The 19,961-nt window shown below is 38.1% G+C and carries 19 protein-coding genes; 2 read left to right on the top strand and 17 right to left on the bottom strand.

The window, feature by feature from the left end; genetic code table 11:
- Positions 1 to 59: 59 nt before the first annotated feature.
- The 14 genes from M2919_RS01050 to alr form a co-directional block, all read right to left on the bottom strand.
- Positions 60 to 629 (bottom strand): thymidine kinase, encoded by a 570-nt coding sequence (locus M2919_RS01050; RefSeq protein ID WP_248848956.1) that lies wholly within the window; start codon positions 627 to 629, stop codon positions 60 to 62.
- A 137-nt stretch (positions 630 to 766) separates the two neighbouring features.
- Positions 767 to 1,456, bottom strand: a complete 690-nt coding sequence (locus M2919_RS01045; RefSeq protein WP_248848955.1) for an N-acetylmannosamine-6-phosphate 2-epimerase — start codon at positions 1,454 to 1,456, stop codon at positions 767 to 769.
- A 2-nt stretch (positions 1,457 to 1,458) separates the two neighbouring features.
- Positions 1,459 to 2,991: a PTS transporter subunit EIIC gene (locus M2919_RS01040; protein ID WP_222318062.1), complete on the bottom strand. Its 1,533-nt coding sequence runs from the start codon at positions 2,989 to 2,991 to the stop codon at positions 1,459 to 1,461.
- A 101-nt stretch (positions 2,992 to 3,092) separates the two neighbouring features.
- Positions 3,093 to 3,836: a tRNA (guanosine(37)-N1)-methyltransferase TrmD gene (gene trmD, locus M2919_RS01035; protein ID WP_247595644.1), complete on the bottom strand. Its 744-nt coding sequence runs from the start codon at positions 3,834 to 3,836 to the stop codon at positions 3,093 to 3,095.
- The gene (rimM, locus tag M2919_RS01030) at positions 3,823 to 4,347 is read right to left on the bottom strand and encodes a ribosome maturation factor RimM (RefSeq protein WP_126761579.1); all 525 of its coding nucleotides are present in this window, start codon (positions 4,345 to 4,347) and stop codon (positions 3,823 to 3,825) included. Before rimM ends, trmD begins: the two co-directional genes overlap by 14 nt.
- A 99-nt stretch (positions 4,348 to 4,446) precedes the next feature.
- Positions 4,447 to 4,686, bottom strand: a complete 240-nt coding sequence (locus tag M2919_RS01025) for a KH domain-containing protein (RefSeq protein WP_023605782.1) — start codon at positions 4,684 to 4,686, stop codon at positions 4,447 to 4,449.
- A gap of 13 nt (positions 4,687 to 4,699) precedes the next feature.
- Positions 4,700 to 4,975: a 30S ribosomal protein S16 gene (rpsP, locus tag M2919_RS01020; RefSeq protein ID WP_023605781.1), complete on the bottom strand. Its 276-nt coding sequence runs from the start codon at positions 4,973 to 4,975 to the stop codon at positions 4,700 to 4,702.
- Positions 4,976 to 5,071: 96 nt separating this feature from the next.
- Entirely contained in the window at positions 5,072 to 6,508 is a 1,437-nt protein-coding gene (ffh, locus tag M2919_RS01015; RefSeq protein ID WP_126761577.1) for a signal recognition particle protein, read from the bottom strand.
- A gap of 13 nt (positions 6,509 to 6,521) precedes the next feature.
- Positions 6,522 to 6,860, bottom strand: a complete 339-nt coding sequence (locus tag M2919_RS01010) for a putative DNA-binding protein (protein WP_023605779.1) — start codon at positions 6,858 to 6,860, stop codon at positions 6,522 to 6,524.
- Positions 6,850 to 7,503, bottom strand: coding sequence for an NUDIX hydrolase (locus tag M2919_RS01005; RefSeq protein WP_248848954.1), 654 nt, complete (start codon positions 7,501 to 7,503; stop codon positions 6,850 to 6,852). Before M2919_RS01005 ends, M2919_RS01010 begins: the two co-directional genes overlap by 11 nt.
- Before the next feature lie 229 nt (positions 7,504 to 7,732).
- The gene (locus tag M2919_RS01000; protein ID WP_248849458.1) at positions 7,733 to 8,908 is read right to left on the bottom strand and encodes an aminotransferase class I/II-fold pyridoxal phosphate-dependent enzyme; all 1,176 of its coding nucleotides are present in this window, start codon (positions 8,906 to 8,908) and stop codon (positions 7,733 to 7,735) included.
- A gap of 83 nt (positions 8,909 to 8,991) precedes the next feature.
- Positions 8,992 to 11,472, bottom strand: a complete 2,481-nt coding sequence (gene parC / locus M2919_RS00995; RefSeq protein ID WP_248848953.1) for a DNA topoisomerase IV subunit A — start codon at positions 11,470 to 11,472, stop codon at positions 8,992 to 8,994.
- Positions 11,472 to 13,511 (bottom strand): DNA topoisomerase IV subunit B, encoded by a 2,040-nt coding sequence (gene parE, locus M2919_RS00990; RefSeq protein WP_248848952.1) that lies wholly within the window; start codon positions 13,509 to 13,511, stop codon positions 11,472 to 11,474. Before parE ends, parC begins: the two co-directional genes overlap by 1 nt.
- A gap of 198 nt (positions 13,512 to 13,709) precedes the next feature.
- Positions 13,710 to 14,822: an alanine racemase gene (gene alr / locus M2919_RS00985; RefSeq protein ID WP_248848951.1), complete on the bottom strand. Its 1,113-nt coding sequence runs from the start codon at positions 14,820 to 14,822 to the stop codon at positions 13,710 to 13,712.
- A 159-nt stretch (positions 14,823 to 14,981) separates the two neighbouring features.
- Here alr and plsY point away from each other — a divergent pair, with 159 nt between their 5' ends.
- Both plsY and ald read left to right on the top strand, forming a co-directional pair.
- Positions 14,982 to 15,608 (top strand): glycerol-3-phosphate 1-O-acyltransferase PlsY, encoded by a 627-nt coding sequence (gene plsY, locus M2919_RS00980; RefSeq protein ID WP_023605773.1) that lies wholly within the window; start codon positions 14,982 to 14,984, stop codon positions 15,606 to 15,608.
- An 80-nt stretch (positions 15,609 to 15,688) separates the two neighbouring features.
- Positions 15,689 to 16,807, top strand: coding sequence for an alanine dehydrogenase (ald, locus tag M2919_RS00975; RefSeq protein WP_126761567.1), 1,119 nt, complete (start codon positions 15,689 to 15,691; stop codon positions 16,805 to 16,807).
- A gap of 35 nt (positions 16,808 to 16,842) precedes the next feature.
- Here the strand turns inward: ald and M2919_RS00970 are convergent, their stop codons facing one another.
- Genes M2919_RS00970 through hslU form a run of 3 tightly spaced genes read right to left on the bottom strand, consistent with a single transcriptional unit; the run spans position 16,843 to position 19,944 of the window.
- Positions 16,843 to 17,718 (bottom strand): aldose 1-epimerase family protein, encoded by an 876-nt coding sequence (locus tag M2919_RS00970; protein WP_248848950.1) that lies wholly within the window; start codon positions 17,716 to 17,718, stop codon positions 16,843 to 16,845.
- Between the two features lie 16 nt (positions 17,719 to 17,734).
- Complete coding sequence (gene codY, locus M2919_RS00965) at positions 17,735 to 18,529, bottom strand: GTP-sensing pleiotropic transcriptional regulator CodY (RefSeq protein WP_126761563.1); 795 nt, start codon at positions 18,527 to 18,529, stop codon at positions 17,735 to 17,737.
- Between the two features lie 23 nt (positions 18,530 to 18,552).
- Positions 18,553 to 19,944 carry an ATP-dependent protease ATPase subunit HslU gene (gene hslU / locus M2919_RS00960; RefSeq protein ID WP_248848949.1) on the bottom strand — a complete coding sequence of 464 codons (1,392 nt, stop codon included), beginning with the start codon at positions 19,942 to 19,944 and terminating at the stop codon, positions 18,553 to 18,555.
- Positions 19,945 to 19,961: the final 17 nt, after the last annotated feature.

Here is a 19,961-nt window from a genome sequence, read left to right as displayed (position 1 = left end):
ATCATTACTCCTTTATCTACTTGATTTCCTCTTTGTTTTTGTCACATGATGATGAAACGCTACAATTTAGGATCCTTGTAATGCTTACGACAAACAGGAAAATAAGCTTCATTCCCACCAATTTGAATCTGCTCGCCTGCATAAACAGGTTTGCCATCTGAAATACGTAGATTCATAATGGCTTTACGATGACAAAACCAACAAATTGTTTTTAATTCTTCAATCTTATCTGCATATAATAATAAATATTTCGAGCCTTCAAATAATTCATTCATAAAGTCATTTTTCAACCCAAACGCCATGACTGGAATATCTAGCTCATCCACAATTTCTGCTAATTGTTCCACATGATGCTTTTCTAAAAACTGTGCTTCATCAATTAACACACAGTAAGGTTTAAAATCTAACTGTTTAATATATTCAAACACATTGGTTTCGCTAAAGATAGGCGTTGCTTGACGGTCCAATCCAATTCGACTTGCCACCGTTCCAATCCCATCACGTGTATCTAAACCACTTGTCATTAACACGACCGGTTTATTCTGCTCTTCATAGTTATGTGCTACTTTTAAAATTTCAATGGATTTCCCACTATTCATCGCACCGTATCTAAAAAACAATTGAGCCACTTAACATCACTCTTTCACAGTTTCTACTCAAATTAGTATACTTGATATTTAAAAAAATTGCATCCTCTAAGAGACGTTATTTTTAAATTCATTCAAAATAAAAAAGACACTCGTTAAGAGTATCTTTTATTTATCAACTAGTTATCGACGCTTTCGACCGCTTGAGCAAAATCTTTCGCAATTAATTGTGGACGCGTAATGGCACTGCCCACTACAACCGCATGAACACCTAACTCTATCACTCGTTTAGCTTGAGCAGGCGTCTTAATATTGCCTTCTGCGATGACGGGTGTTGAAACACGGTTTAAAATAGTTTTAAGTTTTTCAAAATCATTGGCATGAAGAACCATACCTTGTGACTCTGCTGTATAGCCCATTAATGTCGTCGACAAACAATCAAAGCCTAATCTTTCTGCTTCAAATACTTCTTCCACTGTCGCACAATCCGCCATTAAGACCATGTCTGGATAAGTCGAGCGAATTTCATTGATAAACTCACTTAATGTCTGACCATTTGGACGGAGTCGGTTTGTAGCATCTAAAGCGACCATATCGCAACCTGACGCATGTAACTCATGTATTTCTTTCATGGTGGCTGTTATAAATACATCCGAATCTTCATAATCACGTTTTACAATCCCAATAACGGGTAGGTCGACTTGCTTCTTAATTTCGATAATATCTTCTTTACTATTCGCGCGAATTCCAACCGCACCGGCTTGTTTTGCAGCCACTGCCATTCTTCCCATGATAAAAGAACTGTGTAAAGGTTCATCTGGAAGAGCTTGACAAGAAACAACCAAGCCATTTTTTATTTTATTTAACATATTTATTCCCCCAGTATTTCTTCTACTTCGTTTTTAATAATTGTTACACTTGGTCCATAAATTACTTGGATACCATTGCCTTTTTTAACCAAACCTTTACTACCAGTCTCCTGTAACTCCTCATCCAATACTTTATCACTATTTTTAACTGTCACACGCAAACGAGTAGCACAGCAGTCAACATTCTCAATATTTTGACGACCACCTAAAGCGTGAATAATTTTTTCTCCTCTTTCTGTACCTTTATAGCTATTTTCTACTGACATTTTTTCTTCTCGACCAGGAGTTTTAAAATTAAACTTTCTGATTAAAAAACTAAACGTCACATAATATAAGAAAAACCAGACTATTCCTACTGGAATAACATACAACCAGTGAGTTTTATCTTGACCTTGTAAAATACCAAATAAAATAAAATCAATAAAGCCACCTGAGAAAGTTTGACCGATTGTAATTTTTAAAATATGAGCCATCATGAATGCAAGTCCATCAAAAACGGCATGAACGACATACAACGGAAAGGCGATAAATAGAAAAGAAAACTCTAGTGGTTCTGTAATACCAGTTAAAAATGACGTTAATGCAGCCGATAACATTAAACCTCCTACAATCTTCTTATTCTCTGGTTTTGCAGTGCGATAAATAGCAAATGCTGCCCCTATTAATCCAAACATCATCGTAATAAAACGCCCTGACATAAAACGAGATGTTCCTTCAAAAAATTGACTTGTATTAGGATCTGCTAACTGTGCAAAGAAAATGTTTTGCGTTCCTTGGACCAACTGCCCACCAACTTCTAAACTTCCGCCCAAAGCAGTTTGCCAAAAAGGCAAATAAAAAATATGATGTAAGCCTAATGGCCCCAACATTCTCAATATAAATCCATAAAAGAATGTGCCTATATAACCGGTTCCATTAACAATATTTCCCATGCCAAATATCAAACTCTGTAACAACGGCCAAACATAAAACATAATTAAACCTAAAACAACAGCTGAGAAAGCTGTAATAATTGGAACAAATCTAGAGCCACCAAAAAAACCTAAAATAGTCGGTAATTCTGTTTTGTTAAAACGGTTATGTAGCATTGCTGTCATAATACCTACTATAATACCACCAAATACACCGGATTCTAATGTTTGAATCCCCATCGTCATTCCTTGTCCAACAGATGCCAAGTTATCTGTTGCTAGTGTATTAGTTAAAATAAGAATAGCGTTAATTGTCGCATTCATTACTAAATATCCAATAAGAGAAGCTAATCCTGCTGTTCCCTTATCTGATTTAGCTAAGCCAACTGCTACTCCAATAGCAAAAATTATTGGTAAATTAGCAAAAACAATACTCCCTGCTGAACTCATAACTGTGAACACTGCTTGCAACCATGAAATATCTAACATTGGATAAGCTTGAACAGTATTCGGATTAGATAAAGCACCACCTATCCCTAATAATAACCCAGCTGCTGGTAACACAGCGATTGGCAACATAAATGATTTACCAAATTGTTGCGCTTGTTCAAAAAACCTTTTCATTAAAAAACCCCCTATAAGATAATTATTACCGTTATATATTAACATTAATAATTATTTTCGTAAAGCGGTTTTAAAAAAACAAGTGAGAATCTCACTTGTTTTTAAAACTCTTTTTCGTTTTTAATTTCAGCTAAATATTTTTCCATGGTGGGTGTTAATTCAAGTGTTTCCAACATATCTGGACGTCGCAAATAAGTACGTCGTAACGATTCTTTTAAGCGCCACTCTTCTATCTTTTGATGATGACCATTTAATAAGACCTCTGGTACCTTCATCCCTTCATATTCTGCTGGTCGTGTATAATGGGGATGTTCGAGTAAGCCTGTCGAATGTGAGTCAGTTACAGCCGACTCCGCGTTTCCTAAGACATCCGGTAATAATCGAACCGTAGCATCAATCATGGTCATTGCGGCTAATTCACCACCAGTTAAAACATAATCGCCAATAGAAACTTCGTCTGTCACTAAAGAGCGAATACGCTCATCATACCCTTCATAATGCCCACAAATAAAAACTAAATGCTCTTCCTTAGAAAAGTCTTCAGCTAAAGCTTGGTCAAACTTTTGTCCCGCAGGATCTAACAAAATAATGCGTTTCTGTGTTGTCGGATGTTGCGCATCTATTGCTTTTAAACCATCCGCTATCGGTTGAACTTTTAATAGCATGCCTGCTCCACCACCATATGGATAGTCATCGACCTGTTGATGTTTATTGGTAGAGAAGTCACGAAAATTATGAACAGTCATCTCCACTAGCTCTTTTGCCTGTGCCTTACCTAAAATCGATTCATTTAGCGGTCCTTCAAACATTTTCGGAAAAAGCGTCAACACATCAATCTTCATCATCTACCAACCCTTCTGGCAAGCTGACATCAATTCGTTGTGTTGTGACATCGACATTTAATACCACTGATTCAATATACGGAATTAAAATATCCTTTCCTTTAGGTACTTGGATAACCCACACATCATTAGCTCCCGGTGATAATATTTCTTTCACTTTCCCTAGTAAACCACGCGTTTCATCATAGACATCACATCCAATGATTTCATGATAATAAAATTCATGGTCGTCTAACTCTTGCGTATCCTCTTTAGCAACTTTTAAAATACCGTCACGATAAATTTCTACATCATTGATTGACGGATGGCCTTCAAAACTTAGCAAAACAAAATTTTTATGAACACGATAACTCGCAATCGTCAATGGCTTTACTAACTCATTGTTTTGAAATAAGTATAACGTATTGCCTTTTTTATAACGCTCTTCTGGAAAATCTGTGCGCGATATAACGCGAACTTCTCCTTTGATTCCTTGTGTGTTAACTATTTTCCCGACATTTAAATATTCTGTCATAAATTCACATCCTTCAATTTCATCGATGATGTTATTGTATCACGTTTATAGCGACCTCGCACACAAACAAAAAAGACATTAAGAGTCACCTCTTAATGTCTAATCGACAATGTTTAAACGCACGCGCTTGGCTCCGTCTAATCTCACAGAATAAACAATCGTACGAATCGCTTTTGCCACTCGCCCCTGTTTACCAATCACGCGACCTACATCGTCAGGGTGTACGGTCAAATTATATTCTAGAAAGTCATCAGACTCTTCTATTTCTAATTCAATCGCTTCAGGATAACTGACTAACGGACGGACAATGGTTAAAACCAAATCTTTCACATCTGTCATTTTTCAGCCCACCTTATTTTTTTTCAAATTTAGCCTCATGATGTTTTTGCATGATGCCTTCTTTTGATAAAATGTTACGAACTGTATCTGAAGGTTGTGCCCCTTTAGCTAACCAGTCTAAAATAACATCTTCTTTAATGCTAACTTTTGCAGGCTCTTCAGTTGGACTGTATGTACCTACAACTTCGATATAACGGCCATCACGTGGAGAACGTGAATCTGCTACTACCATACGATAAAATGGGTTTTTCTTAGATCCCATACGTTTTAAACGAATTTTAACTGACATATTATGTCACCTCCATCAATTTGATCACGAAAATAAGTTTACCACTATTCAAAAGAGATGTAAAGTGTTTTTTCTTTACAGCTCTATTTTTTTATTTTATTTACGTTTTTTCTTTTGTCTTAAAGCTTTTTTCTTCGCATTTCGTTGTTTTCGAGCCATTTGGTTGAGTGCCATTTTGCCCATTTTACCTTTCATGCCACCGCCTAGCATTTGGTCCATACCTGCTGGCATTTTACCATTCGTCATTTGTTGCATCATTTTGCGAGATTCTTTAAATTGTTTTATCATGCGGTTCACTTCTATCACACTGTTACCTGATCCGGCTGCAATACGACGACGACGACTCGGGTTTAGTAAGTCTGGATTCTCACGCTCTGCGGGTGTCATGGAATAAACCATTGCCTTTTTACGTTCGACATCTTTCGGATCGACTTGAATTTGGTCAATTCCCGGAACATTCGACATACCTGGAATCATCTTTAGTAAATCTTCTAATGGTCCCATACCCATGACTTGATCTAATTGCTCGATAAAGTCATTAAAGTCAAACGTATTCTCTTTCATTTTCTTTGCAAGTTCTTCTGCTTTTTCAGCGTCGTACTCTTGCTGAGCTTTTTCAATTAAAGTAAGCATGTCTCCCATACCTAGAATACGACTAGACATTCTATCTGGGTGGAACACTTCGATATCAGTTAGTTTTTCACCCGTCCCGATAAATTTAATTGGTTTGCCTGTTACAGCACGAATGGATAGCGCCGCACCACCTCGGGTATCACCGTCAAGTTTTGTGACAACAACCCCTGTAATATCTAGCTGTTCATTAAAACTTTGAGCGACATTCACGGCATCTTGTCCAGTCATCGCATCAACAACTAATAAGATTTCATCTGGCTGGGCTAACGATTTAATCTCTTGAAGCTCGTTCATCAATACATCGTCAATATGTAAACGTCCTGCCGTATCAATGAACACATAGTCATTTTTATTTTCACGCGCTTGGGCTAACCCTTGACGTACAATTTCTACAGGACTGACATCCGTTCCCATTTCAAAGACTGGGATATCCAGTTGTTGTCCGATGACTTTCAATTGGTCGATTGCAGCTGGACGATACACGTCACCTGCGATTAATAATGGACGGGCTTTCTCATTTTTTTTCAAGAAGCCTGCTAGTTTTCCAACAAATGTCGTTTTACCAGCACCTTGTAAACCAGACATCATGACAATCGTTGGAATTTTGGGTGATTTATTTAGTGGTACAGCTTCAGAGCCTAAAGTCTCTGTTAACTCTTCATCCACAATTTTGACAATTTGTTGTGTCGAAGTTAAACTCTCAAGCACTTCTTCACCTAGCGCCCGGTCGCTCACACGTTTAGTAAAGTCCTTGACGACTTTGAAGTTTACGTCGGCTTCTAGTAAGGCCAAACGTATTTCACGCATCATTTCTTTTATATCTGCTTCCGTAATTTTTCCTTTACGTTTTAAATTTTTCATTGTCGCTTGTAAGCGATCTGTTAAACTTTCAAAAGCCATAATGTCTACCCCTTTATTCTTCTATTTCTTGTAATTCTTTAATCCAGTTGGCTAACATATCCTCTTCTGGATATGTATCTTTTAGATAGTCTTTCATTTTTTCTAAAAGCGATTCTCGCATAATATAATTAGAATATAAGTGCAACTTTTTTTCATACGCTTCTAGTATTTTTTCTGTACGCTTTATATTATCATAGACTGCTTGTCGACTCACGTTAAATTCTTCGGCAATTTCACCTAAAGAAAAATCATCGGCATAGTATAATTCCATATAATTCATTTGTTTTTCAGTTAAAAGGGTGGAATAAAACTCAAATAACGCATTCATACGATTAGTTTTCTCAATGTTCATGTTTGACGCCCCTTTCTCGCGCTTGTTTTTGGTTTAATTTTTCGATTAAACTGTGGTAGTAACTCGGAGCATCTATACACATTCGAGACCGTCTGAGTATTTTCTTAGTCGGTATCTTGTTGCCTTTTTCTTGCCGGTAACCTTTTACTTCAGTCGCGTAATTTGATTGATTTACCACTTTCGTTAGTTCTGAGAGTGAGCACCAGTATAACCCTTCTACTTCTTCCTCTTGTAAAAAAGTCGCTTCCATTTCTTTCGGAGATAAAAGATAGAGATAAACATGACTAAACTCATTATCTATCCAATCCTCTAATTTGTATGAAATGGGATAAACCATGAGTGGTTCTAAGTCAGACCACATTAGAGATAAGCCTAGTTCTTCCTTTACTTCTCTAAGACCATCCTCAATCGTTTCATTAAATTGAATATGCCCAGATGCCGTCATATCAAATTGGTTAGGAAAGTCCTGTTTCTTTTGACTTCGCTGTTGCAATAACAACTCTAACTCTCCTCGATCATTATAATGATAGCCCCAAAAATGAAAAGTTTGATGCCAATCTCCATCTCGATGAACCGCTGCCCGTGATTTTTTTCCGATTACTTGTTGCTGACTATCACAAATAGCGAGATATTCTTCTTGCATATCTTCACGTCCTTTGTATTAAAAAGCAGTGCCACGTTATTATACCATATTTCTAATAAATTTAAATTGTCATTCTAAACAGTATGTGCTATAATTCCGTTATGCGATGAGGCGACACGCATTCCTTTTTATAGGAATGCCCCTTTACCATTAAGTGTTTTGTGGAAGACACGGTAAAGGTTTGGAGAAAAAGCTCATTACCTATGAATAGGTAATGAGCTTTTTCATTTTATAAATAGAGTTTTTCATTTAAAAAACGGCTCAACCGATTCATCGCATAGCGTAACGTTTCGACATCAGCAGCGTAGCTAATGCGCACGTACCCTTCTCCTCCCGGACCAAAAGCAGAACCAGCAATTACTGCCAATTTCGCACGCTCTGCCAAGCGTTCACAAAACTCATTATCATCTAGACCTAACTCTTCAGGAATTTTGGCAAAAACATAGAAAGCTCCATTTGGTTTTGCGACTTCCATATTCAAGCTAGCCAAAGCGTCACATACAATATCGCGGCGTATTTGATAAGCTTGGCGCATCTCTTCAGTTGCATCCATAGCTTCTCTCAGAGCAACTTCACTCGCCACTTGCAACATCGTGGGCGTAGACGTCACTAAAAACTGATGCGTCTTACGAATTTCTGTCGTGATATATGCAGGGGCGCAGACAAATCCTACTCGCCACCCTGTCATAGCATGGGATTTAGACAGACCTTGAACGACTATCGTTTGCTCGGGTAGAAAACGGGCAATTGAAATATGCTCAACATCGTAAATTAATTCCGCATAGATTTCATCAGCGATGACAAACACATCATGTTTTCTTAATACACGTGCCAACGCTGCTAATTCTTCCTCCGTATAGGTAACCCCAGTTGGATTGCTCGGATAATTTAAAACAATTGCTTTAATCCGTTCACCATGAGTAGCAAACGCAGCTTCTAACTGTTCAGCACTTAGCACAAAATCAGTGGATGACGTATCAAGATGAATCGCTTCCGCCCCCGCCATTGTCACGACGGGTTCATAACCCGGAAAAGTGGGTGTCGGAATCAAGACACAGTCACCCGGGTTTAAAACAGTCAGAAGTGCAGCTGCGTACCCTTCTGTCGCCCCAATTGTCACTGTGATTTCTGTGTCTGCATCATAAGATAACTGATGTCGTGCTGACATAAAATCAGCAATAGTTTCTCGCAGATTAAGTGTGCCTGCATTATGGGTATAGTGCGAATAATCTAAATCAATCGCAGATTTTGCTGCTTCTTTAACCGCTTTTGGTGTTGCAAAATCTGGCTCACCTAGCGTTAATTTGATAATTCCAGGAATCTGACTTACAGCTTGATCAAATGAACGAATTGGTGAAGGCATAATGCGATTAAGGTTATCATTAAAGTTGTTTTCTAATCTCATTTTCATCTTGTTCACTCCTTTTCATCATTTTATCATAAAAACACCTTAACCGCTCCTATTATTGAGCGATTAAGGTGTTAATTTTAGCCATTATTTATTGCTGAAGAATGACTATCTAATAAATCAGACAAGCGTTGTTGCGCATGGACACGTACTACTGCTCCTTCTTTAGATTCATCTAAAGCAAATGACCCATTTGATGTACGGTCACTTATCGGATAGTCTAACGACTTAACTGTATGCTGAGTTCCTTTTTGTGTAAGTAAAATCATCTCGTCATCACTTTCAGATTCTTTTAAATAAACTAAGCGATGAGGATTTTTCTTAAGCTCACGAATAACCATGATTCCACGTTTAGCACGACTCAACGGGCTAATCTCCTGTGCTAGCATCCGTTTCACCGCTCCACGTTGTGTCACTAAGGTAATCGGCGTATCCCCTTCTGAATATACTAATAGCCCATTGATAATGTAATCATCCTCTTTTAGATTCATCGAAATAACACCTGCGGCGCGTGGCCCAACCGTATTGACTTCCTCTAACGCATATCTTAAACCAAATCCACGATGACTCACTAGGAAAACATCTAATCCTATCGGCTCTTGCACTTGATAGACGTTGACAATTTCATCGGCTTCTTTTAAATTCATACACATTGTCGGGCGTGTCTTATACGTCCGCCATGGTGCAAACTCTTTGATTTTCGTCTGTTTTATCATACCATTACGGCTAATAAAGACAAAGGTCTCCTCTGCCATCTTCTCTTCATAAGGGAAGACAGCAATGATTTCCTCATCCGAGGTAATGCCTGTTAGAGATTGAGAGATATGTTCCCCTACATCTTTCCACCTTAATTCAGGCAACTCATGAACAGGTCGATAGAGCATATTCCCTTTTGACGTGACAAAAAGTAATTGTTCTAACGTATGATGTTGCGCTGCATAAACCACATAGTCAGACTCTTTCATTCCAATTTCTTCTGCAGCTGATGCACTGTAAGAACGCGTGCTACTACGTTTCCAATAGCCTTCGCGCGTCACACTAACTACAACATCTTCTTGCGCAACTAAAACTTCTGTTTCCACGACAATCTCTTCAATTTCTTTTTCGATTTTTGTTAAACGTGGCGTCGCATATTGTTTTTTTATTTCACGCAATTCTTTTTTTATCACGCGATTCAAAGCATGACTATCGGATAGAACATTGGTTAACGTCTCGATTTCTTCCGCTAATTCTTTCGCTTCTTTTTGTAACGCTGTAATATCGGTATTAGTTAAGCGATATAATTGTAAAGAAACGATTGCTTCTGCTTGTTGTTCTGTAAATTGATACGCGGCCATTAAGTTTAGCTTCGCATCTTTCTTATCTTTACTTTGACGAATCGTGGCAATCACTTGGTCGAGAATCGAGAGAGCTTTCATTAATCCTTCAACAATATGTTGTCTTCTCTGAGCGCGTTTTAATTCAAACTGAGAGCGTCTTGTGACAACATCTTGACGATGATTAACATATGCTAATAAAATATCGCGTAATGATACTTGCTTCGGACGTTGATTGTCAATGGCGACCATATTAAAGTTATAATTAACTTGTAAATCTGTATTCTTATATAAGTAGTTAAGAATACCTTCTGCATTTGCATCCTTACGCAATTCGATGACGACTCTTAAACCCGTACGGTCAGATTCATCTCTGACTTCCGAAATCCCTTCGACCTTTTTATTTAAGCGCATTTCGTCCATTTTTTTAACTAATACCGCTTTATTGACTTCATACGGCAACTCCGTAATGACAATCTGTTGACGACCACCTTTAATATCTTCAATGGCTGCTTTCGAGCGAAGTACAACACGGCCTTTACCTTTTTCATAAGCATTTTTCAATTCTTTTTGCCCTTGTAAAATGCCTCCTGTTGGAAAATCAGGTCCTTTGATAAACTCGTTTAATTTTTCAAGTGACGCATTAGGATGGTCCACTAAATATACTGTCCCGTCAATCACTTCTCCTAAATTATGCGGTGGTATTTCGGTTGCATAACCAGCTGAAATACCAGTCGAACCGTTGACTAATAAGTTAGGATAGCGCGCTGGTAAAACAGTCGGTTCTTTTTCAGTATCATCAAAGTTCCATACTAAGTCGACTGTTTCTTTTTCAATATCAGATAACAACTCGTTGCTTAACTGAGAAAGCCGTGCTTCTGTATAACGCATTGCAGCAGGTGGATCACCATCCATACTCCCATTATTACCGTGCATCTCAACTAAGATATTTCGCAATTTCCAATCTTGGCTCATCCTAACCATGGCTTCATAAATACTGATATCTCCATGTGGATGATAATTCCCCATAATATTTCCGACGGCTTTGGCAGATTTTCGAAATGCTTTATCGTGAGTATTACCGTCTTGATGCATCGCATATAATATCCGACGTTGTACCGGTTTTAATCCATCGCGAATATCGGGTAATGCTCGCTCTTGAATAATATATTTGGAATAACGACCAAAACGGTCTCCCATAACATCTTTAAGTGCCAATTCCTGTATAGATTGATTACGTCCCATTATTCTTCTCCACCTTCATCCATTGTTTCCTCAAACAAGCTAATTGCGGTTGCAGTTTCAAGGGAATGTTTTTCTTGGGCTTCTTCTAAAATACTTCCACTTTCTTCTAGGGTAAAGGCGACGTTGTTTTCTATCCAACGACGACGTTTATCCACTTTATCGCCCATTAACGTGGACACGATTTTTTCGTTACTACCAGATTCACCATCTTCTTCATCCAGTGTCACACGGATTAACGTCCGCGATTCAGGATTCATCGTTGTTTCCCAAAGTTGTGTCGCGTCCATTTCACCTAGACCTTTGTAGCGTTGTAACGTATATCCTTTACCGACATCTTGTGTCACTGTTTCTAGCTCGTCATCTGTCCAGGCATACGCAATCTTCTCGTTCTTCCCTCGTCCTTTAGACACTTTATAAAGAGGAGGTAACGCAATATAGACACGTCCCGCTTCAACTAACGGTGTCATAAAACGATAAAAGAATGTTAATAACAATGTTTGGATATGCGCACCATCTGTATCCGCATCGGTCATAATAATAATCTTGTCATAGTTACAATCTTCTAAAGTAAAATCAGCGCCATAACCTGCACCAATCGTATGAATCATCGTATTAATCTCTTCGTTTTTCAAAATATCTTCTAGCTTGGCTTTTTCTGTGTTAATGACTTTACCACGTAACGGTAACACCGCTTGGAAACGACGGTCCCTTCCTTGCTTAGCTGAACCTCCAGCAGAATCCCCCTCCACTAAATAAAGTTCGTTTTTCTTAGGATTTCGTGATTGTGCAGGTGTCAGTTTTCCTGAAAGCAACGCATCGGTTTTCTTTCGTTTTTTCCCATTACGACTATCTTCACGCGCTTTTCGTGCCGCGTCTCGCGCTTCACGTGCTTTGATAGCTTTTCTAATAAGCATATCACTAATGTCACTATGTTCTTGTAAATAAAAACCAAATTGCTCACTAACGAGCGATTCTACAGCCGTTCTTGCGGGGACAGTCACTAATTTTACCTTTGTTTGACTTTCAAATTGCAAAATATTTTCTGGAATTCTAACAGAAATAATCGCCGTCAGTCCTTCACGAAAATCATTTCCATCTAGGTTTTTATCTTTTTCTTTTAAAAGTCCCGTTCGTTTAGCGTATTCATTAAAACTTTTTGTCATCGCGGTTTTCATACCCATTTCGTGTGTCCCGCCATCTTTTGTCCGAACACTATTTACAAAAGATAAAATATTTTCAGAGTAGCCGTCATTATATTGAAAAGCAAATTCAATCTCAATGTCATCACGTTCACCACTAAAGTAAACCACTGGCGTCAAGTCATCTTTTTCTTCATTCAAATACTCGATAAACTCTTTAATACCTTCTTCATAGTGAAAAACATCTTCCACCACTTCTTCAGAACGCTCATCTCGTAGGGTAATTTTTAAACCTTTTAATAAGAAAGCTGACTCTCGCAAGCGTTCCGCTAAGACATGATAAGAAAAATTAGTCGTAGTAAAAATACTTGCGTCTGGTAAAAATCGAATGGTGGTCCCATTTTTTTCTTTCGTCTTCCCCATTTTTTTAAGTGTTCCATCTGGTTTTCCACCATTTTTAAAACGTTGCTCATATACAACGCCATCTCTAACGATGGTCACGTCTAGCCATTCAGAAAGCGCGTTAACCACACTGGCTCCTACACCGTGCAATCCACCTGACGTTTTATAGCCGCCTTGTCCAAACTTCCCACCTGCGTGAAGAATGGTAAAGATAACTTGTACTGTTGGAACGCCTGATTGATGCATCCCAATCGGCATCCCTCTTCCATAGTCTTTGACACCGATACTGCCATCTTTATAAATCGTGACATCAATTTGATTACCGTAGCCAGCCAACGCTTCATCTACTGAGTTATCAACTATTTCATACACTAAATGATGAAGTCCGCGCGTGTCATTTGATCCAATATACATTCCTGGACGTTTTCTTACCGCATCTAATCCCTCTAAGACTTGAATAGAGGCGTCATTATATTCATTTTGTACTTTTTTTGGCATGGTTGAGACTCCTTATATTGCAATATTCGCATAACTTATCGAAACATATGTTCCGTTTCTATTCTTTTATATCATACGCTAAAAATTATTTTTTGCAAAATCCATTGTGAATAATAGCATATTTTAATTCAATTTGACTAGTGAAAATACGATAAAAGTAAAAAACAGTTCAGTGATGAACTGTTTTTTTACGACGGCTTATTGATAGACTCTTGGTATACGTTCACTTAATAAACACAAAACTTCATAATTAATCGTTCCTAAATACTCGGCAATCGCAGTGGGAGAAATTCTTTCGGAAACTTCACTGTTGATTAAAGAAACCGCTGTGCCTTCTGGCAAGTAATATGGAAGTTTAACCATGCACTGATCCATACAAACGCGACCAATTATTTCACATGGCTGATTATCTATCATCACGATATAACCTTGCATTGCTCTTACCCATCCGTCAGCATAACCAATCGGTAGTGTTCCAATCCAATCCCCTGGTTTCGCTGAGTATGTCGCGCCATAACTTATCGACGTCTTTTCTTGAACTTGCTTAACATGTACTAATTCCGTTTCTAATTTTAAAGCGGGAAGTAATGGATGCGGCAAAGACAAGCTAGTGCCTGACGGATTTAAGCCATACATCCCAATTCCATAACGAATAATCGTTGTTGGTAAATCATCATGCCATATAGCAGTGGCACTGTTAGCACAGTGGACGTGCTGAGGAAGTTCTTCAAAACACTCGAGTAGTTGTTTAAATCTTGTGACTTGATGATTAAAATAGTCCTCATTCTCACTATCAGCCGTGGCAAAATGAGTGAAAACACCTTCTAAACTTAAGTAAGGAGAAGCCTTGACCACTTCTAACAATGTTTTTAATTCCTCACGCTCTCTGACTCCTATCCGTCCCATCCCAGTATCTAATTTAAGGTGAAAACGTAAGGTCACTTGAGATGTTTCAAGCACGGGTAAACTTGTTTCCAACCATTTAAGACTTGGCACTGTTAAAATGATATTATAATTAACGGCTAAAGTAATATCTCTGACATCCGTCACACCTAATACTAAAATAGGCGCCTCAATACCACTTTTTCTTAATGCTATAGCCTCATCTAAAATAGCCACACATAAGCCTGTCGCCCCTACTTCTAAAGCGGCTTTTGAGACAGCTTCAGCTCCATGACCATAGCCATTTGCTTTTACCACAGCATATATTTCCTGATTGTCTTTTAGTTGCTCTCGCTCATGCTGTATATTTTGTTTAATTGCGTCCAAATTAACGATAATTCGTGTGGGACGATGTGAGCCTATCGCCATACTAACCATTCCTTCCCGAACTGAGTAACCCTTTCATCACATAGTTAGTTTAACATACCGTTGAAAAAAAGTTAATCCGTCTTGAGATGGATTAGATTGTCGCTAGATGTTATTCATGATAAAATAAAACACACTAATGTACAGAAAGGACTTATTCCAATGACTCTCGTCGTTTTATTATTTGCTTACTTATTAGGATCCATTCCTTCAGGTGTTTGGATTGGCAAAGCTTTTTATCAAAAGGATATTCGCCAGTTTGGAAGTGGTAACTCTGGTACAACGAATACATTTCGTGTGTTAGGTAAAAAAGCCGGTCTCATGGTCTTATTCATGGATATTCTAAAAGGGACTCTAGCAACATATTTACCTCTTTTCTTTCACTTAAGTATTAATCCATTATGGGCTGGTCTAGCCGCTATCTTAGGCCATACCTTTCCGATTTTTGCTCATTTTAAAGGAGGAAAAGCCGTTGCAACCAGCGCTGGTATGTTATTAGCCTACTCACCTATTTTCTTTTTATATTCAGCTTCTATTTTTGTGATTACGCTTTTAATCACCAGCACTGTTAGTTTGACAAGCATGATTGCTGCCGTACTCATTACTTTGTCAACTATTTTTATTCCAAATATTGCTCCTGCTATCTTAGCGCATAAAGACCCTCTACTTATTAGCTTAGCAATAGTCATTACACTTTTTATTATTTTAAGACACCGTGAAAACATCAAACGGATTATAAATGGGACGGAAAGTCGTGTTCCTTTTGGTTTACGTAGCAGCAAAAAATAAAAAAATCAAGGTATTATTTTTAACTCATCTTTTTTCATGTTACAATTAAATGGTAGTTAAATAGAAAAGGTGGTTAAAATATGATTATCGGAATACCGAAAGAAATTCTCGATAATGAAAATCGAGTAGCTCTGACACCTGTTGGCGTTGAAGCATTTCTTAAACAAGGACATGAAGTACGTGTAGAAAAAAATGCTGGTGAAGGTTCTGGTTTTACAGATGACGCATATGAAGCAGCTGGTGCGATTTTATCAGATGACCCTGCTTTCGTCTGGCAAGCTGACATGGTCATGAAAGTAAAGGAACCAAAGCCAAGTGAATATCACTATTTCCGTGAAAATCTTATTCTCTTTACTTATTTACATTTAGCTCCAGCCACAGAATTAACACAAGCGTTAATCGATGCCAAAGTAACAGCGATTGCTTACGAAACTATTCAATTAGAAGATCGCTCACTTCCTTTACTTATACCGATGAGTGAAATCGCTGGTCGTATGAGCGTGCAAATTGGTGCTCAGCTTTTAGAAAAGTCAAAAGGGGGCAAAGGGATTCTTTTAGCCGGTATTCCTGGTGTTAAGAAAGGTAACGTCGTCATTATAGGTGGCGGAAATGTTGGGACGAATGCTGCTAAAATCGCTATTGGTTTAGGCGCAAATGTTACCATTTTAGATGTTAACCAAAAACGTTTAGCCGAACTTGATGCGTTGTTTGGGAATGAAATACAGACACTAATTTCAAATGCGCATAATATTGCTGAAACAGTAAAAACAGCAGATGTTGTCATCGGTACCGTTTTAATTCCCGGTGCTAAAGCCCCTACCCTTGTAACAGAAGAAATGGTCGCAAGTATGGGAGAAGGTTCTGTCATCGTAGACGTCGCTGTCGACCAAGGTGGTATTTTTGAAACGATTGACCACGTGACCTCTCATAGCAATCCAACTTACGTTCGTCATGGTGTCATTCACTATGCCGTACCTAATATGCCTGGTAATGTCGCACGTACTTCTACGATTGCTTTAACAAATGCAACACTTCCATATGCGATGCAAATGGCGACGCATGATTTAAATGATGTCTTACGTCAGACTCCTTCTTTACAAAAAGGCGTTAATATTTATCAAGGTGTTCTTACTAATGAACAAATCGCCGCAGCTCAAAATAGAAAATTTCAACAACTTGCCAAACTGATTGGTGAGTAATAAAAAGAGCGATACCTTTTAGGTACCGCTCTTTTTTAATCTAAACGAATCGTATAGGAATTAACTTGTGAAGCTTGAGGTGTCAAGCGTTGAATTCCTTTCTTCTCTTCTAAATTTCCATTGCTCGTAACCGTATCCGCGATACCTTGCCAAGGTTCTATACAAACAAAAGGGGCCTCTTTTGGATAAGGACTCCAAATACCAACAAAATCCATATTATCAAACATAACGGTCACAGCACGGTCCGTTTTATCTGAGCGGATGCTAAAACTATTTTCGCCAGTCGTTTGATAAATGAGAGCATCTTGTTTAAATAATTCACGTTGAATCGCGATTCGTGTATTAGTTTGACCTAGCGTTACGGCGTCTTCATCAACATATGCACCTTGCAAAGGTAATAATAGACGTGACTTCATCGGATAGAAATCTAAATAATAATCAGCAAAGCTTCCTTGTCCATCTATCGGCACATTAAAAGCAGGATGTCCGCCAACAGAGTAAAACATTTCCGTTTCACCTTCATTTGTCACATGGTATGAACATATTAGCTGGTTTTGTTCTAAACGGTATTCAATCTCGAGTTTAAATCGAAAAGGATAGACGGCTAACGTTTCTTCATCCGCGCTTAATGAAAAACGGATAAACTCATCTCCAACCTCAGTCACTTGAAATTCTTTATCACGTGCAAAACCATGTTGACTCATGTGGTACGTCTGTCCTTGATAATGATAACTATCATCTTTTAAACGACCGACAATTGGGAATAATACGGGGGCATGACGTCCCCAATACGTCGCATCACCCGACCATAAATACTCGATATCTAAATCACGACGTTTTAGACTGGTTAATTCTGCTCCTTCTGTCTTAAATGTCGCTATCACCCATTGATTTTGAATGCTGTAACTCACTGGTTAAACACACTCCTTATACGCTTTGTTTGGCTAATTCTTCTTGCAAACGCGGATTAATAATTTTTAAATATGTTCCCTTCATACCTAACGAACGTGATTCGATAACACCTGCTGATTCTAATTTTCTCAACGCATTGACAATCACAGAACGCGTAATGCCTATTTCATCTGCAACACTCGAAGCCGTAATACGTCCCTCATCATGATTGCCTAACTTTTCAATAATCGCTTTAACTGCAACCAATTCACTATAAGACAAGCTGTTAATCGCCATTTGCACGGCTGTCGTTTCACGTATATCATTTTCAATCGAACGTGAACGTTCATAAAGTATTTGCATACCAACAACAGTGGCACTATACTCCGCTAAAATCAAATCATCCGCTCCAAAGCGCTCTGAAATTCTCCCTAGAATAATCGTGCCTAATCGTTCACCCGCACCAAATATCGGAATAATTGACGTAGCCGATTCAGGATATTCATCACTAAATTCTTTAGGAAAGACTGTTTTATCATCGCTCATTGGAATATTGACTTCTGTTTTTGGTAGTCTTGATACTTCTTGAGTATAGTCGAGTGGAAACTGACGTGAATCTACCATATTTTTAACGCGTTGATTATTCACATCATGTTCGACATGATATCCTAGCACGCTACCATTTTTATCAATAATATAGGTATTGGCATCAAGCGTATCGCCTAAAATAGCTGCCATTTGATTGTACGGCAGTTCTAACTCTTCTTTAAAACTATTTTTTTGTTGTAATAACTCATTAATTTTACGAGTTTTTTCAAGTAAATTTTCCATAGATGACTCCTTATCTTGGCATATTATAAAATATAACGTGATAAATCTTCGTCTTTCACTATGTCTCCTAATTTTTCATTTACATAATTTTCAGTAATCATAATGTCACCCATATCCATATCGCCCGCTTCAAATAATAAATCTTCCAATAGACGTTCTAAGATAGTATGAAGACGGCGTGCACCGATGTTATCTGTTTCACTGTTTACTTTATAAGCAATATCCGCTAAGCGTTCAATGGACTCTTTGGTAAAGGTTACCGAGATATTTTCTGTTTCAAGTAAAGCACGATATTGTTTTATTAAGGCATTTTCCGGTTCTGTTAAGATGAGAACGAAATCTTCTGCCGTTAAATCATCAAGCTCAACACGAATTGGGAAACGACCTTGTAACTCTGGTATCAAATCACTTGGTTTACTTAAATGGAAAGCCCCTGAAGCAATAAATAAGATATGGTCGGTTGCAATGGTACCGTATTTTGTATTAACTTGCGATCCTTCTACGATTGGTAAGATGTCTCGTTGAACGCCTTCACGGGACACTTCACCAGATTGTTGTGATTTTGACGTAATTTTGTCAATCTCATCGATAAAAATAATACCACTATTAGCTGCTAATTTAATTGCTTCACTATGAATATCCGCTTTATTGACAAGTTTTTCAGATTCTTGTTGAATTAAAATATCACGCGCCTCTTTGACTGTCACCGTGCGTTTGATTTTTTTCTTAGGTGTTAGGGCATTGAGTGTGTCACCTAAATCAATTCCCATTTGTTCTAAACCGTTATTCATACTAGGCATTTTCATTGAAGGCTCTTCAATTTCAATCGTCACTTCTCGATTTTCCAATAACCCTTTATCTAACTGATCTTTTACTGTTCGACGATTTGTTTTAATCGTTTCATTGACTTCTTCTTTTTCTTCTTCCGGCGCTTGTTGGAAACTATTCATCATTTGCATCATCATTTCCATTTGATTGCGCGCTTGTTTTTGCTCTTTCTTAATGCCTGGCACTAAAATTTTAACTAATTGGTCGTTAGCTGCTTTACGTGCTCGATGGTATACCCGATCGTGCTGCTCTTTTTCCACGATACGGATACTGGCTTCTACTAAATCACGTACCATTGATTCAACATCACGGCCGACATAACCTACTTCTGTAAATTTGGTTGCTTCGACTTTTACAAAAGGAGCGTTCACAATACGCGCCAGACGACGGGCAATTTCTGTTTTACCAACACCCGTTGGTCCAATCATTAACATATTTTTAGGTGTGACTTCTCGTTGCATCTCTTCATCTAAAAGCATGCGGCGGTATCGATTACGTAAAGCCACAGCTACGGCTTTTTTTGCTTTGTTTTGACCGATAATATATTGGTCTAATTCTGCTACTATTTCTTTTGGTGTTTTACTCATGGTTTACACATCCTACC

Origin of the sequence: Vagococcus lutrae (assembly GCF_023299185.1) — a bacterium.
Classification (GTDB): Bacteria; Bacillota; Bacilli; order Lactobacillales; family Vagococcaceae; genus Vagococcus_A; species Vagococcus_A lutrae.
This window is presented reverse-complemented; position numbering and strand designations above follow the sequence as displayed.

Bases quoted from the DNA above. Each gene is read 5' to 3' on its own strand.
- ffh (WP_126761577.1), bottom strand. From the start codon at position 6,508: ATGGCTTTTGAAAGTTTAACAGATCGCTTACAAGCGACAATGAAAAAT.
- rpsP (WP_023605781.1), bottom strand. From the start codon at position 4,975: ATGTCAGTTAAAATTCGTTTAAAACGTATGGGATCTAAGAAAAACCCA.
- ald (WP_126761567.1), top strand. From the start codon at position 15,689: ATGATTATCGGAATACCGAAAGAAATTCTCGATAATGAAAATCGAGTA.
- M2919_RS01010 (WP_023605779.1), bottom strand. From the start codon at position 6,860: ATGAACATTGAGAAAACTAATCGTATGAATGCGTTATTTGAGTTTTAT.
- M2919_RS01000 (WP_248849458.1), bottom strand. From the start codon at position 8,908: ATGAGATTAGAAAACAACTTTAATGATAACCTTAATCGCATTATGCCT.
- M2919_RS01045 (WP_248848955.1), bottom strand. From the start codon at position 1,456: ATGTTAAATAAAATAAAAAATGGCTTGGTTGTTTCTTGTCAAGCTCTT.
- parC (WP_248848953.1), bottom strand. From the start codon at position 11,472: ATGGGACGTAATCAATCTATACAGGAATTGGCACTTAAAGATGTTATG.
- plsY (WP_023605773.1), top strand. From the start codon at position 14,982: ATGACTCTCGTCGTTTTATTATTTGCTTACTTATTAGGATCCATTCCT.
- M2919_RS01005 (WP_248848954.1), bottom strand. From the start codon at position 7,503: ATGCAAGAAGAATATCTCGCTATTTGTGATAGTCAGCAACAAGTAATC.
- alr (WP_248848951.1), bottom strand. From the start codon at position 14,822: ATGGCGATAGGCTCACATCGTCCCACACGAATTATCGTTAATTTGGAC.
- rimM (WP_126761579.1), bottom strand. From the start codon at position 4,347: ATGACAGAATATTTAAATGTCGGGAAAATAGTTAACACACAAGGAATC.
- parE (WP_248848952.1), bottom strand. From the start codon at position 13,511: ATGCCAAAAAAAGTACAAAATGAATATAATGACGCCTCTATTCAAGTC.
- M2919_RS01025 (WP_023605782.1), bottom strand. From the start codon at position 4,686: ATGACAGATGTGAAAGATTTGGTTTTAACCATTGTCCGTCCGTTAGTC.
- codY (WP_126761563.1), bottom strand. From the start codon at position 18,529: ATGGAAAATTTACTTGAAAAAACTCGTAAAATTAATGAGTTATTACAA.
- trmD (WP_247595644.1), bottom strand. From the start codon at position 3,836: ATGATGAAGATTGATGTGTTGACGCTTTTTCCGAAAATGTTTGAAGGA.
- M2919_RS01040 (WP_222318062.1), bottom strand. From the start codon at position 2,991: ATGAAAAGGTTTTTTGAACAAGCGCAACAATTTGGTAAATCATTTATG.
- hslU (WP_248848949.1), bottom strand. From the start codon at position 19,944: ATGAGTAAAACACCAAAAGAAATAGTAGCAGAATTAGACCAATATATT.